Here is a 15,558-nt window from a genome sequence, read left to right on the forward strand (position 1 = left end):
CCAATCGGCAGCCGGATATGGCGCCAGCGGCTCCCCCTTGAAAATCACATATAGGAACAATGTGACCGCACTGATAGCATAGACGACAAATGTATATGTTATAGAAGATATGCGTTTTCTAACATTTTGTCCAAATAGTAAATAACCCGTTACAAGCGCACAGGCGATAAGCGAAAGAATGTCACCCCAAAGCGCCATGCCGCTTATTCTCAAATCACCCCAGCTGATGATGAGACTGCCGGCTATCGCAATGATGCCGCTCAATATCGCCTTCATTGAGAATCTTTCTTTAAAAAAGAAGTATGCCCCCACAAAAGCGAATAAGGGCTGTAGGGTGACAAGCACCGTGGAGCTCGCGACCGACGTGTAATTGAGTGATTCGAACCATAAAATAAAATGAAATGCCAGGAACACCCCTGACGCAATCGAATACAGCCAGTCCTTTTTCTCAATGAATGCCAGCTCATGGCGATATTTCATCAAGAAAACAGGCAGCATGAACAGAACGGTAAATAATAAACGGTAAAATGCTATAACACCCGATGGAGCAGTCGCTAATTTCACCAGGATGGCAGAAAACGAAACAGATGCCACCCCGATCGCCAACGCTGCATAGGGATTGATCTTTGGCATTTGCATACACGTTCCTCCTTTCAATTTGGATTATCTCTCGATGAACTCTATTCTACTATGTTAAAATCAGGGGAGTAAGCTTTTTTGAAAAAAGGGTATATGGAAACAGGTGGAACAACTGATCTTATTCTTCGATAATAGTTCGGAAGTGGTGAAACTACATGGAATGGACATTCGATCCTCAATCAGAACTGCAAATCCTTATCAAATTGGGGATTTCAGCTCTCCTTGGACTCATTATCGGGCTTGAGCGAGAAATGAAACGGAAGCCTGTTGGCTTAAAAACAAGCCTGGTCATTTCCATCGTCAGCTGTTTACTGACGATCGTTTCCATGGAATCCGCCTATAAGTTCCCCGGGAGTGACCACGTAAACATTACGATGGACCCTTTGCGGCTCGCCGCACAGATAGTATCCGGGGTCGGTTTCATCGGGGCAGGCGTCATTCTCCGCCGAGACAATAACAGCATATCCGGGTTAACGACCGCAGCCATCATTTGGGGAGCGGCCGGTATCGGGATTGCCGTTGGAGCCGGATTCTTTCTTGAAGCGATTGCCGGTGTCATCCTATTGATCATCAGCGTTGAATTGGTTCCTGCGATCGTCACTTGGCTCGGACCGATGAAATTACGGCAAAAGGAAATCTTCCTGCAGCTAGTGGTGCAAAATAAAGAAGACATTGCCGTCGTCCTGAAAAAAATCAAAGACGAAAAGATATTCATAAAAAACCTGAGAATCAAGGATGTTGCGGAAGGCCACCACCTTTTGACGCTCAAGGTTTTGGTCGACAATAAAGTCAGGACCTCGGATGTATATTATACCGTCTCCACCCTTAAGGAAATAGCGCGGGTAGAAATCGAAAATGCGTAATGTATAGTAATAAAAAAAGGGAGTCGAAATCAACAGATTTCGACCCCTTTTTATATATCCAGGTAACAACCACACCGTTCAGCTTTATAACTATGAAAATGGTGTTTCAATTTCGGGAAACGGCCTTTAAAATCAAGAAAAACTGCAACACATTTGTTAGTCTCTCAAAAAAATCGGGGTGCAGTTCACTTTGTGGTGATCCCCCCGTTAGCCATCATGGAAGATTCACTCCTTTTTTATTAGCCGCTATCGTACTCTTCCTATTTACTTCGCACCCTGATTTGCTGTGATTTCCACTATCGGCTCAAATAGGCCTTTTCCTTCGTTCTTGTTTAAGCAATATGGCCAGGTGCTTTGCTTTTCTTTGATTGTGGATAAGCCCCCTGCAGTATTCCTTGAGTTAACCAGGATCCGAAAAGACCTGCACCTGCATAATCCTCATAAACCGCCGTGAAAGGGCTAACATTATGATACAATTGCAATTGCATCGCAGTTATAATCAAAAATCTCTTTAGGTAAGGAGCGATGAAAGTGAAAAAAGCGAATCTCTGTTTTATTGGTGCTGGATTTCATGCATCTACTAATATTTATCCTTCCGCTATCGAAGCAGGTGCAGCCATACAGGCTGTCGCCACAAGGAATATTGAGCGCTCTAAAGCTGCCCTTCAGCGTTTCGGAAGCGAAGGGACACCCTATGAAGACTATAAAAAAATGCTGCAATCCGAAGAGTGTGACGGTGTTGTTGTAGTCGCTCAGCCAGAAGATCAACCTTCTCTCGTGATGGATTGTATCAAGGCTGGAAAGAATGTATTTGTGGATAAACCTCTAGGAATGAGTGCTGACGAAGCTGCCGAAATTGCAGATGCTGCTGATGAAGCTGGAGTGACGGTAATGGTAGGGTTTATGAAACGTTTTGCTCCTTGTTATACTAAGTTAAAAGAAATTATCGAAAATGGCAGTCTAGGAAATGCCCGTTCGTTTCAAGCAAGGTTTGCAGCAGACAGCACCCCATTTTGCAAAGATGATGAACAGTTCATTAAGTTTGCTGCCATACATATCGTTGATTTAGTACGCCACCTATTCGGAGAAGCTATATACGTATCAGGTTTTAAGAATAGTGATAATGAGTTCATTTCTCAAACCATCTCACTAAAGTTTGAAAATGGTGTTGTCGGCAGCCTTTACTTTACTGGAATGACCGCTTGGTCTCGCGAAAGTGAAAATATTCTTGTTACATTCGATAATGGATTTGCTTTTGCAGATGAAGTGAATTCACTTACTATCCATAAATCACAAACATTCAGTGATTTGCCATGGAAGTCTCTTGAAGAGGCTGACACTGTATTTACTCCATCTGCATCCCCTATGTCTGGAACTTACAGGGATCTTTATTTACGTGGCTTCGTTGGAGAAATGATTCATTTTATAGACTGTTGCAAAAATAAAAGAAAACCCACTTCCAATGGAACTGACAACGTTCATACAATGTCTCTTTGCGACCGTATTTTGTCTGAGTTAATCTAAGCATTCTACAGCCATTTCCTTAGATATATACAAATCCTAGAGGAATATTCTAAATTGAGAAGTTACATATCATACGTTTTAGCTTTAGGCGCGCGGTACGTGAGCCTTCCTGGCGCTTGCGCCTGCAGGGTCTCACGTGGACGTGCATTTCCTAAACGAGAAGTTAATTGGTAAACAAGACCGACCTGCCGCCATATTTTTCATAATAAAGCCTCCTTACCTTGTTTCTATCAATATAAGGATAAGTAACGGGCCAACGTTGGCATCGACTCTATTCATTTCAACGTATTCCATTTGAACCGTTTACCTGCCCTCAAACATTTTTTTAAAAAAACTTTCATTCTTATATTGACTTTTCCTGAAAATCCGCTAAAATAATTATTGTACCTTAACCCGGGGCATTAGCTCAGCTGGGAGAGCGCTACGCTGGCAGCGTAGAGGTCAGCGGTTCGATCCCGCTATGCTCCATACTTAAAAAACCCTTGATATTCAAGGGTTTTTTTCTGTTCATTTACCACTGAGTACCCGAAAAAAGTCGCTGCGGGAACGTGAAGCGATGCCAGTAACTCTTAGAATCAAGTAGAAAGCGACTGGAGTCAAATGGCGTTACCTCTTTCTCTCATTTTCCATAATCGTAATCCCTTATCGATAATAACATTACAATAAGAATGATAGCTCAAGATTATATGAGCTTAATGATTATGAGCAAATTCAACTTTAAAAAGTTTATCTACCCAGACTCTAGCTGGATAATGCATGACGAATTCCGGGTCACTATCCATTAATTTATTATAGGCGGTATTCTGTAGGCGATCCCCTGCTTCCCTCTCCGAAATGTTCGCCCTTCTTTGAACCTCTTGTACAACTCGGGACGTATATCTAAGCTTCAACATGTCCTGGTTTACCTTCATTTTTTCAACACCACCTTGCTATAATGATATATTTTGAAGCTTCAGGAACCGAAAGCTGGTCATCTCTTCTTTCAAAGTGTTCAAACGAAGTGCAGCTTTTCCCCGGTATTTCGTCGAATGTTACCTCCATGAACAAAAAACCTACCCTGTTTAAGGAGTAGGCGCATTCGTATCATTTACTTCGCGATCTGGCAGTCCGTTAAGAAAAGGTGCGATCACCCTTCCCAGTCTTTGTATTCCATCGATTATTTCTTTCTCATTGGCATAACTGAAGGAGAGCCGCAGAAACTCGGTTCCATCACTTTGATTCACGAAGAAGTATTTACCCGGAACATATGAAACCCCCTCAGCCAGAGCCTGTGGTAATAATTCAGACGTATCAACGCCGGGAATCCTCACCCATACAAAATAACCGCCAGCTGGCACATACCAGGAAACGGGGTCAGGAAGAAATTGTTCCATCGCACGGAGTAACACGGCACATTTGGCACGATACACATCCTTTAGAAGGTGCAGCCGTTTCTCGAAATTCGTATTTTCCAGGTAGACAGCCATTGTACTTTGTGAAAATGGATGATCTAAATCTTTTTTAAACCACTCTGATGCCTTGATGAACTCACTATCTCCCGCTATCCAGCCAATCCTCATTCCAGGCGCCACCACCTTGGATAATGAACCAACGTGGAGGACGCGGCCGCATTCATCAAAGGATTTTATGGGCGGAGGATTTTTATCGAAGGATAACTCCCCGTACGCATCATCCTCAAGTATGAGGAAATCGAACTCGCTGGAAAGTTCCAATAAATGTTTCCGGCGCTTAGTGCTCGTCGTCGTCCCGGTTGGATTTTGATAGGTTGGGATGGTATATAGAAAACGCGGGAGAGTCAGACCGCTACGTTTCCTTTCAACCAGCATTTCCTTCAATCGGTCCGTTCGGATTCCTTGCTCATCTATAGGGATACTTATGATCTGCTTCGTATAGTTTTGAAAAATCTCCAAAGCCTCCATATAGGTGGGAGATTCTACAGCTACGACCGCTTGATCATCGAGGAGAATGCGGGCAATCAGATCGATTGCCTGACAAGCACCTGAAGTAATCAAAAGCTGTTCCTCCACAACGAAAACTCCACGCTCTGCCAGCCTTCTCTGGATTTGCTGTTTTAATCTCGTTACTCTCGGGCTTCCGAGATAATGAAGAGGCAAATCGTGCTCTTCATCGAGAAGTCTGGCTACCGCTGCTTTAATCTCCTCGGCAGGAATCAAGGCTGGATCCGGATAACCTGAACTCAAGCGAATGCAACCATCCGGCAAATTCGGCATCCAGGCACCAGGCGGATCATTCTTAAATGCCGCTTTACTATTTTCCGAAAAATAAGATCCAACCTTCACTTCGGCCACACAACCTTCCGTCAATTTGAATAGATTACTACTTTCTTCAACATTTTGCGGATAACCATCCGTTTTACATCATCTCCGCTTATGGAGACAGCAACGCCTTTTTCATATTGCAAAAATAAAGGAAGGCAGTTCATCCGCCTTCCTTCACCTTTTACGAACCGCTTCCTGTCACCTATCACCAATTATCGGATCTATTTTGCATTCAAATCGGGTTGATGGATTCCGAATATATTGCCCTCGGTATCCGTATAGTATCCTTGCCATGCCATTCCAGGAAGGGCATATTTAGGCATCGACACTTGGCCGCCACCCGCAATGATCTTCGCTTCCGTTGCATCATAATTTTCCACACCCATTGTACATGCAAATGCATTTAACGCTTGATTCGTTTCCGGTGGAGCCGTTTGACGCTGCATCAGGGCTCCATTGACCCCAGGCTCGTTTTCATCGCCAGTGACAGCTCCAAAGTAGGGCATTCCTGCATAGTCACTCCAATCCTGAAAGGACCATCCGAATACCTCTCCATAGAACTTCTTTGCACGTTCCATATCATTCACATGAATTTCGAAATGAACTAACCTTCCCATGTTCCCCTCCTACTTTCACAAAAAATAATATGTCTTATTTATCATTATAATAGATATGTTAATAAATTCAATTATCAGATAAATATAATCTTTTATATATACGCCCATAGCTTTGGAGCAAGTCAGTTACCGGTTCATCGCTGATGCCCTGCCGTTTATGGTTGTATATTTCTTCCGCCTCCTCCGTGGCCATGTCACCGGTATACCAAATCTTTGCGAAACTATGCGTATATTTTTGCGAAAGGTAGACGAGACTGCTAGTAAATAAAATCTAGGAGGTTATCAAAATGTTCCGATTCGGGAAAGGAAAGCATCGCAGTAAGGTAGGCAAATTAATCGATAAGCATGGATATTCACAAGAGGAGTTTGTAAGTGCTTCTGGCATATCACGGAATACGATAAGCAGAATTTGCAGCGATCCGAAGTACGTGCCATCAGCCGGAGTATTAAAGAAAATGATGAAGGCCATTCGGAGTCTGGATCCCCATGCAAAGTCGGATGATTATTTTGATATTTAAGGATGAAGAAAACGCAGGCTCTGCAGTCCAATCCAGCTATACTCCATAACGAAAAAAACCCTGAAATCCATTCTAGGGTTTTTTGATCTTTCATCCCATTAACATCGCAGCACATCTTCAAGCAGGTTTCCATTGTCGGTCCGGGACAAGTGCTTATGTATCCGCCGCAGCTATTTCCGGCTGAACATTTTCTTAATGAATTTGACCATAGGTGTCATGATGGTTTCACGTAAATTCGTGAGGGTGTAGCCGATCAGCCCCATCAATATCAAAACCAATATTAACCCTATGATCAATCCGGTCGTTTCTCTAAGTTCTTCAAATACAGCAGCCATTCCTTATCCTCCCCCGCTATCCGGTATGACTTATTTTACCTCTTCATCTATTATAGATACCCATTCTTATTAAATATGGTTCATTATAACGTATTGGCTGAATATGGTCGAGTTGCCACTTCTATCACCTCCCGAAAGCGTTTCACTTTACATGAAAATAAACAGCTTCCCCTTCACCAATAAAATGAAAACCCTTTCTTTTGTCCAAAACCGACAAATACGAGACAGAATTATTGGTTTTTTCGAACATTGTGAATATTGTCGAAAAACCGTAAGCTTAATTCATGAATACATCTTCTTAGGGGGTGCGCTTTATATGGAAGCCATTACAAGGGACTTTTTCTTGTTTTTATCTAAAAATAACATGCTAAATAATATTGCCAAGAAACGCGGAGGAAGCTTCGCCGCCGGTAAGATCATTGGGGGAACGGATTTCCAAAGCTCGATTAAATTCATTAAACAGCTTAACGATAGTGGCTTATCGGTGACCGTCGACCATCTTGGGGAGTTCGTTGATTCAAAGGAAGTGACTCAGGAGCGGACGGCTGAATGCATCGAAACCATTGAGATGATCAGCAGGGAAAAGCTCGATTCACAAGTTTCCTTGAAGATGACTTCCCTAGGTCTCGATATCGATCATGCACTGGTCATCGAGAACATGACGAAAATTCTCGATACAGCTGAAAAGCATGGTGTCATGGTCACGATTGATATGGAGGATGAGGTTCGCTGTCAGGCAACCATCGATATTTTTAGGCAGTTCAAAGAAAAATACAACTGCATAAGTACTGTACTCCAAGCATACTTATTCCGCACAGAGAAAGATTTGGATGACCTTGGTCAATATAAGCCATTTCTTCGTCTCGTTAAGGGTGCCTACAAGGAATCTCCCGAAGTGGCATTTCCCGAAAAGGCAGATGTGGATGAAAACTATAAAAAGCTGATTAAACAAAGTCTGCTTAACGGCAATTACACAGCCATCGCTTCCCATGATGACAAAATCATCGAATATACAAAAGAGCTGGCGAAAAAGCACAATATCCCAAATACACAATTTGAATTTCAAATGCTTTACGGCATGAGAAACAAAACCCAGCACGAACTGGTCAAGCAAGGTTACAAGATGCGTGTCTATGTTCCTTATGGCCTCGACTGGTATGGGTATTTCATGAGAAGGCTTGCTGAGCGGCCATCGAACATTTCCTTCGCTTTCAAAGGGATGGTCAGAAGCTAAACGATACATCAATACATTTAAAACGCTTCAAAAAAATCCATGAAAAGGTGTGATCATCAATGATTTCATATAAACACGAACCATTTGTCGATTTTACAAACGAGGAAAATAAAAAAGCGTATGAGGCAGCCCTTCAAACAGTAGAAGGCTACCTAGGCCAAGACTACCCCCTCTACATCGGTGCCGAAAAAGTGACGACTGACGAGAAAATCGTTTCCTATAATCCTGCGGATAAAGAGGAAGTCATCGGCCGCGTATCAAAAGCGAACAAAGACCTTGCTGAAAAGGCGATGCAGGAAGCCGTCACCGCTTTTGAAAGCTGGAAAAAAGTGAAGCCGGAAATCCGTGCTGACGTTTTATTCAAAGCCGCAGCCATCATTCGCAGACGCAAGCATGAATTCTCGGCATTATTGACAAAAGAAGCAGGTAAACCTTGGAACGAAGCGGATGCAGATACTGCGGAAGCGATCGATTTCCTTGAATTTTATGCCCGTCAAATGCTAACGCTTAAAGATGGTGTGCCTGTTCAAAGCCGTCCGGGAGAATATAACCGTTATGATTACATTCCACTCGGGGTCGGCATCATCATTTCTCCTTGGAACTTCCCATTTGCAATCATGGCAGGCACCGCCGTTGCAGCTATCGTCACTGGGAACACCATTCTATTAAAACCAGCTTCGACCACTCCTATCGTCGCAGCGAAATTCGTTGAAGTGATGCATGAAGCCGGTCTTCCAGCAGGTGTATTGAATTTCGTCCCAGGAAGCGGAGCCGAAGTCGGGGACTATCTAGTGGATCACCCAAAAACACGTTTCATTTCCTTCACTGGCTCACGTGATGTAGGTCTGCGCATTTATAAACGTGCTTCGGAATTGAATGAAGGCCAAATTTGGCTGAAGCGCGTCATTGCTGAAATGGGCGGAAAAGATACAATCGTCGTCGACAAAGAGGCGGATCTTGAATTGGCGGCACAATCGATCGTCAAATCGGCATTTGGCTTCGCCGGACAAAAATGCTCTGCTTGCTCCCGTGCCGTCATCGTGGAAGATGTCTATGACCAGGTTTTGGATCGCGCTGTCGAGTTAACCAAGCAGCTGACAGTCGGGAATCCTACCGAGAATCATTTCATGGGCCCGGTCATCGATCAGGCAGCCTTTGACAAAATCATGAGCTATGTTGAAATCGGTAAAGAAGAAGGACGCATTCTTGCCGGCGGAGAAGGAGATAGCTCAAAAGGCTACTTCGTTCAGCCGACGATCGTGGCAGATGTCGATCCGCAAGCAAGACTGATGCAAGAGGAAATCTTCGGACCTGTCGTCGCGTTTGCCAAAGCGAAAGACTTTACCGAAGCGCTTGAGATTGCCAATAACACGGAATACGGTTTAACTGGTGCCGTCATTACGACAAATCGTCTGAACATGGAAAAAGCACGCGAAGAATTCCATGTAGGGAACCTGTATTTCAACCGTGGCTGTACGGGCGCAATCGTAGGCTACCAGCCATTCGGCGGATTCAATATGTCTGGAACCGATTCTAAAGCAGGCGGACCGGACTACTTGCAGCTTCATATGCAAGCCAAAACAACATCCGAAACGTTCTGATAACTGTTTCAAAAAGCTATTGAAAAGGAAATGCCCTCGTTTTGGTGATGTATCTTCAACTATATGATACAATACAAAACGATGTAAATTGGAGGAAGTGACAACTAGGTTGCTTCCTCTTTTTAAACAAAAAATTAACTATTTCATCCTGAAGGGAGTCTTCCTATGATCGATTTTTCATTAATACTTTCCATTAGCATTTATATGGCGGGCATGCTGTTAATCGGATATTTCGCCTACAAAAGAACGTCCAATCTAAATGACTACATGCTGGGAGACAGGGGTCTTGGTCCTGCTGTCACTGCATTAAGCGCCGGTGCTGCCGATATGAGCGGCTGGCTCCTAATGGGGATGCCGGGCGCCATGTTCGCAACAGGGCTCAGCTCGATATGGATTGTAATCGGCCTGACGCTTGGTGCTTATGCCAACTGGTTATACGTGGCACCTAGACTGAGAACGTATACGGAGGTCGCCAATAATTCCATTACGATTCCCGCTTTCCTGGAAAATCGTTTTGGCGAAGGATCACGGATCCTAAGGCTCATCTCGGCATTGGTCATCCTGATATTCTTCACGTTTTACGTTTCTTCCGGAATGGTATCCGGCGGCGTTTTATTCCAAAGTACATTTGGCCTTGATTACCATGCTGGGCTATGGATCTTAACAGGCGTGGTCGTGGCCTATACGTTATTCGGCGGATTCCTGGCGGTAAGCTGGACAGACTTTGTTCAAGGGATCATCATGGTCGTCGCCCTTGTTCTTGTACCGATCGTTACCCTTTTCCATGTTGGCGGCTTCGGCCCTTCCATAGAAACACCGCGTTCCATTGATCCTGCCCTTTTAAATATTTTTACCGGAACGAGCCTTTTGGGGATCATCTCATTATTCGCCTGGGGACTGGGTTATTTCGGACAGCCCCATATCATTGTCCGCTTTATGGCGATCAGTTCCGTCAAGGAAATAAAGAAAGCCCGTACCATCGGCATGAGCTGGATGATCTTTTCCACAATAGGTGCGATGCTGACGGGATTCATCGGAATAACATATTATTCCCAGAACGGTCTCAAATTAGCTGATCCCGAAACGATTTTCATAGAGTTAGGGGAAATCCTTTTCCATCCATTCATTACTGGCTTCTTGATCTCAGCGATCCTGGCTGCCGTCATGAGCACGATTTCATCGCAGCTTTTGGTTACTGCCAGCTCTTTGACGGAGGATATATACAAAACCTTCTTCCGTCGCTCCGCTTCCGATAAAGAGCTTGTCTTCCTAGGAAGGCTTTCCGTTTTGATCATATCCATCATCGCGCTCATACTCTCTTGGGAGAAAAATGACACGATTCTTGGACTTGTCGGTTATGCATGGGCTGGTTTCGGATCTTCATTCGGTCCGCTTGTGCTGCTAAGTCTCTGCTGGAAGCGCATGACGAAATGGGGTGCTTTAGCTGGGATGGTCGTTGGTGCCGCGACCGTGATTTTCTGGTCGATGGCAGGCCTGTCCGATACGCTTTATGAAATGATTCCCGGTTTTGCCGCAAGCTTGATTGCCATCATCGTCGTCAGTCTGCTTACAGCTAAGCCATCTAAAGAAGTCGAACTGCAATTCGAACAATTCGAAAGAGCATTGGAAGAAAAATAAATCTCCTGTAAGGACCGGTCCATGATAACTTTTTCATGGACTCGGTCCTTCTTTGCGCTTGCCCCTATACACATCTTTCGTTTATCAGTATTATTAAGGTGTAATCCACTTCAAAAAACTGGGGGCCATATATGTCATTAGAAAAAATCCTTACTCTCACAAACATCAACGATATAACCGATATGGTCAGCACATACTTAAAAAAACCTGTCGTCATTGAAAATGAACAATTTTTATTGCTGGCATATAGTTCGTATTATATCGAGCACTTCGACCAAGCCAACCGGCAAACGATCTTCACGAAGCATTGGCCGATCCCGATTTTGGAGAAATTCATGGATGAGGGCATTGTCGAGCAGCTTAAAACGGTGCAGCATCCATTCCGGGTAAAGCAAATCGAGGAAATCGGCTTAAATCAAAGGGTCGTTGTAAGCGCTGTCCATAAAGGACAGGTTTTTGGGTTCATTTGGGTCCAGGAAACGGAAAGGATGCAGGATGCCGATTTGGAATTTTTACATGAGGTGTCCCATCATATCGGCAAGCTCCTCCATCAAAAAAAACAATTGAACATGAAAAAAGACGAAGAAAAGAACGAGTTCTATCAAAAGATCATTGACGAAGTCTATCAAACTGAAAATCAAATAAAATGGGAAGCGGCCAACATGGGCATCCTCATACCGGAAACCTTTGTCGTGAACGTCTTCACCATCGCCCAATCCGATGCGGAGCTTCTTGATGAATTGACGGATACAGTCAGCTTATTTGCCAATGCCTTGAATCATTTTTCCCATGTATTCACAAACCAGATGAAGGTCGTCGTCATCATTGGCAGCAATGGGAAAGGGAAAGGCATGCTGGCTGATAGCGCCCATGATTTCACGAATACGGTGCTCTCCCAGTTTCATGATCATAGGATCTTCCCTGGAATCGGTAATGAGTATTCATCGATCCTTCAATTGCGGAAATCTTATCTCGAAGCATTGGAAGTGATCAACGCCGCCAAGTTCATCGGGCAGCCTGAACAGCTTCCCTTTGAATACAGCAAACTAGGTATTTTCCGTTACCTCGAAATGATCTCCAATCATCACACAAAAACGAATTACGCCAACAAATATTTACAGATTCTTGAAAAGAAGGACCAAGAAAGCCAGACGAAGCTCCTCCAGACGCTGGAGGTATATTTGCTGAATAATTGCCGGATCAAGCCGACAGCTGAGCAGCTATACATTCATACGAACACCTTGAAATATAGATTGAATCAAATAGCCGAGCTTACATCCATCGATTTTGACGACATGCATTCGCGAATACAGTACTACATCGACTTACAGCTCATGAAGCAGAAAAAATGAATGGGCATCCCCTTGCCATGTCCCATACTCCAAAACCCTTGCGGCACAAGGGTTTTTTTCATGCTTCGCGACGGGCGCACGCTTCAATGGCATTATGTTAGCTCATTTACACTCCACTTTTCATGGCTGAAGCTTCGACTCCGCTTCAACGATTGCCCTGTTCATCGAATTTCCGGGCTGTTCCAGCATCTTCCCATGGCCTACAGCTAGCAAACGCGGTTTATAGCTTAGTAATTTCTTAGCACTTTCAAGAGCAATTCGCTTATCCCAGGTGGCAAGGGATGGGAAAGGAAATAATGGCTTGATCACACCATTCACCGCCGTTCCCCCTCTCGTTTGCAGGGCATCGCCGGCAATCAAACTATGATTCCGTGTGTCGATCAGCGAAATCGAGCCAGGTGTATGCCCGGGAGAAAGAATAACTTCCAAAGAACCAATCCGGTCCCCCTCTTTTAGGAAGGAGTCAGGCTCGGTTTGTATATTTTTTGGAATTCCCCCGCGGATCGGGGAATCTTCACTTTCCAGTCGTGCAGAATCTCCAGCAAGTAAAGCTGCTTCCCTGATTGAAATGCTCACGTGCATATCGGGAAGCAACGCTTTTAGCCCGTCAAGTGCACCGACATGATCCTCATGCGCGTGAGTGATGATGATTCGTTTGATCGGTTTTCCAATCGCCTGCGCTGCCTTCACTATCTTTTTTGTGCTGTAAGGTAAGGCAGCATCGATTAACGTTAGGCTATCCTCTTCTTCTACAAAATAACAATTCACAGGAAAAACACGCGGCATGAAGGATAGTTGATATACGGTACCTACCTTGGTCATTTTCATCTTAGGACGAACTCCTCCCGCAAAACCAATTGACAATTAACTAATACGTTGAGTGTATCAAAAATATTCCATTCGTAGATAGGCTGATGTCGGCATCTTCCTTTCGCTGGATTCATCACCCGAAAAGCAAGGCACCAGCAATATCGCTGGCGCCCTGTTTTTCATTATAAGTTACGATACTCTAATTGCACCGAGTATTTCCTGTTCCAGTTGTTTTGTTCTTTCCTCTTTCGTCGACTCGGACCAGCTAAAATATCCAGCCATATAGTCAATCACGGCACTTTTATGGGTTTGGACTAAATCGATATCGAATAAAAGGGTCCCCGTCCTGCGGAAAAAGAAGTCGACCGGTGTTGCCGCCATTTCATGATCCAGGGCATATCTCAACTGTACATACAATTTCTGCGGCAGACTTGTTGCTTCGTCACGATCGCTTTTGGCGATATCGAATAACAGAGGTGCGTTTGACCCATACATGGCCAACAGATCCTCGGAATCCTTGACAGATAGCCCCGAGTCCACTCCCGCTTGCCTATGTTGCTTAATATAGCTTGAAAAGTTTCTCGATCCCCCTACATCGCCTCCGGAAATCGGCATGCCCTTCGTCTGGCTCGCGGGGTACGACTTATTGGACTTCCCTGCCACAAGGTCGACCGTCGTTTTCGCCATTTTGCGATAGCCGGTCAATTTCCCGCCCGCTATCGTGATCAGTCCCGAATCGGACTCCCAAATTTCATCTTTCCGGGAAATTTCCGAAGGGTCCTTCCCTTCCTCCAGAATCAATGGTCGTACTCCGGCCCAGCTTGATTCGATATCATCCTCGGAAATCTTCACCTGCGGGAACATATAGTCAATCGCCTTCAATAAGTAAGTTCGATCTGCCGATGTAACCTTCGGAATGGCCGGATTGCCATCATAAAACGTATCCGTTGTGCCCACATAAGCCTTACCTGCTCTTGGGATGGCAAAGATCATCCGTCCATCGGGCGTATCAAAGTAAATCGCCTGCTTCAAGGGGAATTTCGCTTGGTCGATGACCACATGAACACCCTTTGAAAGCTTCAGCGTTTTTCCCTGCTTCGATTGGTCCTTTTCGCGAATTGAATCCACCCAAGGTCCTGCTGCATTGATGATTTTGTCTGCATGAATTTCATACGCGCCCCCAGATAGTAAATCGGCAACCTGGACCCCAGATACCTTTCCGTTTTCATATAACAACTTATCCACTCGCGTATAATTAATCGGTGTCGCCCCTTTATCGACGGCTGCCTTCATGACTTCGATCGTTAGCCGGGCATCATCTGTGCGATATTCCACATAATAGCCTCCGCCCTTCAGTCCCTCTTTCTTCACAAGCGGCTCCCGGGCGAGCGTTTCATCTATTGAAAGCATCTTCCGGCGTTCGGCTTTTTTAACGCCTGCCAGGAAATCATAGACGCGCAGCCCAATGGAGGTACTGAACTTCCCAAAAGTGCCTCCTTTGTGCATCGGCAGCAGCATCCATTCCGGCGTGGTCACATGCGGCCCATTTTCATAAACGATCTCCCGCTCTTTCCCGACCTCAGCCACCATTTTTATTTCAAATTGCTTCAAATACCGCAGCCCCCCATGGACAAGCTTCGTCGAACGGCTCGAAGTACCTGCAGCAAAATCCTGCATCTCCACCAATGCCACCTTCATTCCACGAGTCGTCGCATCCAAGGCAATGCCTGCGCCGGTAATTCCCCCACCAATCACCAAAACATCATATTTATCTTTTTTCAGCAGTCCGATCGTTTCTTCCCGATATTTATTCGAAAACTTCATCCTTAACTCCCCCTTCATCAGCTTGTTTTACTAGTATATTTAGACGTTTACACGTCAGTTTGTGCCATTACTCGTTAATTTGCGTTCGTTACTCGCGAATTGGCGCTGCACTCGTGAGCTTTTGCTTTTATTGTTAATTGGTTCGTTTATCTTGGTTATGGCCCTTACTATCCATAATCTGGAAAGGAATACAAAAAAGAGACCATAAATGCACATTATCGTCTGCACGATAACGCATTCATGGTCTCTCCTGTTCTCCGGCCGAGTTATTAACTTGATTTCAGTATACCATACTCCAATCGATTTTAGAAAGGAATTGCCTTG

Annotated in this window: 14 protein-coding genes and 1 tRNA gene (1 of these 15 cut by a window edge); 8 read left to right on the top strand and 7 right to left on the bottom strand. The window is 44.6% G+C overall.

The window, feature by feature from the left end:
* A protein-coding gene (locus MHI53_RS22270; protein ID WP_100531058.1) for a DMT family transporter crosses the window boundary here: on the bottom strand, nucleotides 1–639 show its 5' portion. 267 nt of this gene lie to the left of the window's left edge; the window shows 639 of its 906 coding nt (coding positions 1–639); it begins with the start codon at nucleotides 637–639; its stop codon lies beyond the left edge, outside the window.
* Between the two features lie 155 nt (nucleotides 640–794).
* Here MHI53_RS22270 and MHI53_RS22275 point away from each other — a divergent pair, with 155 nt between their 5' ends.
* The 3 genes from MHI53_RS22275 (at nucleotide 795) to MHI53_RS22285 (ending at nucleotide 3,494) form a co-directional block, all read left to right on the top strand.
* Nucleotides 795–1,502 (top strand): MgtC/SapB family protein, encoded by a 708-nt coding sequence (locus MHI53_RS22275; RefSeq protein ID WP_061143955.1) that lies wholly within the window; start codon nucleotides 795–797, stop codon nucleotides 1,500–1,502.
* A 531-nt stretch (nucleotides 1,503–2,033) separates the two neighbouring features.
* Nucleotides 2,034–3,026, top strand: a complete 993-nt coding sequence (locus tag MHI53_RS22280) for a Gfo/Idh/MocA family oxidoreductase (RefSeq protein ID WP_340372316.1) — start codon at nucleotides 2,034–2,036, stop codon at nucleotides 3,024–3,026.
* Between the two features lie 395 nt (nucleotides 3,027–3,421).
* Nucleotides 3,422–3,494: transfer RNA gene (locus MHI53_RS22285), tRNA-Ala, on the top strand.
* 224 nt (nucleotides 3,495–3,718) lie between these two features.
* Here MHI53_RS22285 and MHI53_RS22290 read toward each other — a convergent pair.
* From MHI53_RS22290 to MHI53_RS22300, 3 genes are all read right to left on the bottom strand, one after another.
* The gene (locus MHI53_RS22290; RefSeq protein WP_340372317.1) at nucleotides 3,719–3,937 is read right to left on the bottom strand and encodes a hypothetical protein; all 219 of its coding nucleotides are present in this window, start codon (nucleotides 3,935–3,937) and stop codon (nucleotides 3,719–3,721) included.
* A gap of 150 nt (nucleotides 3,938–4,087) precedes the next feature.
* On the bottom strand, nucleotides 4,088–5,326 hold the full coding sequence (locus MHI53_RS22295) for a PLP-dependent aminotransferase family protein (protein ID WP_340373718.1): 1,239 nt from the start codon (nucleotides 5,324–5,326) through the stop codon (nucleotides 4,088–4,090).
* Between the two features lie 200 nt (nucleotides 5,327–5,526).
* Nucleotides 5,527–5,922, bottom strand: a complete 396-nt coding sequence (locus tag MHI53_RS22300; protein ID WP_100530524.1) for a VOC family protein — start codon at nucleotides 5,920–5,922, stop codon at nucleotides 5,527–5,529.
* Nucleotides 5,923–6,209: 287 nt separating this feature from the next.
* Between MHI53_RS22300 and MHI53_RS22305 the strand changes: the two genes are divergently transcribed.
* Nucleotides 6,210–6,440, top strand: coding sequence for a helix-turn-helix transcriptional regulator (locus MHI53_RS22305; RefSeq protein ID WP_061143952.1), 231 nt, complete (start codon nucleotides 6,210–6,212; stop codon nucleotides 6,438–6,440).
* 170 nt (nucleotides 6,441–6,610) lie between these two features.
* Here the strand turns inward: MHI53_RS22305 and MHI53_RS22310 are convergent, their stop codons facing one another.
* The gene (locus MHI53_RS22310) at nucleotides 6,611–6,775 is read right to left on the bottom strand and encodes a hypothetical protein (protein ID WP_157805541.1); all 165 of its coding nucleotides are present in this window, start codon (nucleotides 6,773–6,775) and stop codon (nucleotides 6,611–6,613) included.
* Between the two features lie 316 nt (nucleotides 6,776–7,091).
* Here MHI53_RS22310 and MHI53_RS22315 point away from each other — a divergent pair, with 316 nt between their 5' ends.
* The 4 genes from MHI53_RS22315 (at nucleotide 7,092) to MHI53_RS22330 (ending at nucleotide 12,600) form a co-directional block, all read left to right on the top strand.
* Nucleotides 7,092–8,009 (top strand): proline dehydrogenase, encoded by a 918-nt coding sequence (locus tag MHI53_RS22315; protein ID WP_100530523.1) that lies wholly within the window; start codon nucleotides 7,092–7,094, stop codon nucleotides 8,007–8,009.
* Nucleotides 8,010–8,068: 59 nt separating this feature from the next.
* Nucleotides 8,069–9,610, top strand: a complete 1,542-nt coding sequence (pruA, locus tag MHI53_RS22320; protein WP_340372318.1) for an L-glutamate gamma-semialdehyde dehydrogenase — start codon at nucleotides 8,069–8,071, stop codon at nucleotides 9,608–9,610.
* 165 nt (nucleotides 9,611–9,775) lie between these two features.
* Entirely contained in the window at nucleotides 9,776–11,248 is a 1,473-nt protein-coding gene (gene putP, locus MHI53_RS22325) for a sodium/proline symporter PutP (protein WP_340372319.1), read from the top strand.
* Nucleotides 11,249–11,379: 131 nt separating this feature from the next.
* On the top strand, nucleotides 11,380–12,600 hold the full coding sequence (locus tag MHI53_RS22330; RefSeq protein ID WP_340372320.1) for a helix-turn-helix domain-containing protein: 1,221 nt from the start codon (nucleotides 11,380–11,382) through the stop codon (nucleotides 12,598–12,600).
* A 120-nt stretch (nucleotides 12,601–12,720) separates the two neighbouring features.
* Here the strand turns inward: MHI53_RS22330 and MHI53_RS22335 are convergent, their stop codons facing one another.
* The gene (locus MHI53_RS22335; RefSeq protein WP_340372321.1) at nucleotides 12,721–13,428 is read right to left on the bottom strand and encodes an MBL fold metallo-hydrolase; all 708 of its coding nucleotides are present in this window, start codon (nucleotides 13,426–13,428) and stop codon (nucleotides 12,721–12,723) included.
* A 171-nt stretch (nucleotides 13,429–13,599) separates the two neighbouring features.
* A complete protein-coding gene (locus tag MHI53_RS22340; RefSeq protein WP_340372322.1) occupies nucleotides 13,600–15,234 on the bottom strand; it encodes a glycerol-3-phosphate dehydrogenase/oxidase in 1,635 nt (544 codons plus the stop codon).
* Between the last annotated feature and the right edge of the window lie 324 nt (nucleotides 15,235–15,558).

It is taken from the genome of Peribacillus sp. FSL E2-0218 (assembly GCF_037992945.1).
GTDB classification, from domain to species: Bacteria; Bacillota; Bacilli; order Bacillales; family DSM-1321; genus Peribacillus; species Peribacillus simplex_B.

Bases quoted from the DNA above. Each gene is read 5' to 3' on its own strand.
- MHI53_RS22275 (WP_061143955.1), top strand. From the start codon at position 795: ATGGAATGGACATTCGATCCTCAATCAGAACTGCAAATCCTTATCAAA.
- MHI53_RS22290 (WP_340372317.1), bottom strand. From the start codon at position 3,937: ATGAAGGTAAACCAGGACATGTTGAAGCTTAGATATACGTCCCGAGTT.
- MHI53_RS22300 (WP_100530524.1), bottom strand. From the start codon at position 5,922: ATGGGAAGGTTAGTTCATTTCGAAATTCATGTGAATGATATGGAACGT.
- MHI53_RS22305 (WP_061143952.1), top strand. From the start codon at position 6,210: ATGTTCCGATTCGGGAAAGGAAAGCATCGCAGTAAGGTAGGCAAATTA.
- MHI53_RS22310 (WP_157805541.1), bottom strand. From the start codon at position 6,775: ATGGCTGCTGTATTTGAAGAACTTAGAGAAACGACCGGATTGATCATA.
- MHI53_RS22315 (WP_100530523.1), top strand. From the start codon at position 7,092: ATGGAAGCCATTACAAGGGACTTTTTCTTGTTTTTATCTAAAAATAAC.
- pruA (WP_340372318.1), top strand. From the start codon at position 8,069: ATGATTTCATATAAACACGAACCATTTGTCGATTTTACAAACGAGGAA.
- putP (WP_340372319.1), top strand. From the start codon at position 9,776: ATGATCGATTTTTCATTAATACTTTCCATTAGCATTTATATGGCGGGC.
- MHI53_RS22330 (WP_340372320.1), top strand. From the start codon at position 11,380: ATGTCATTAGAAAAAATCCTTACTCTCACAAACATCAACGATATAACC.
- MHI53_RS22335 (WP_340372321.1), bottom strand. From the start codon at position 13,428: ATGAAAATGACCAAGGTAGGTACCGTATATCAACTATCCTTCATGCCG.
- MHI53_RS22340 (WP_340372322.1), bottom strand. From the start codon at position 15,234: ATGAAGTTTTCGAATAAATATCGGGAAGAAACGATCGGACTGCTGAAA.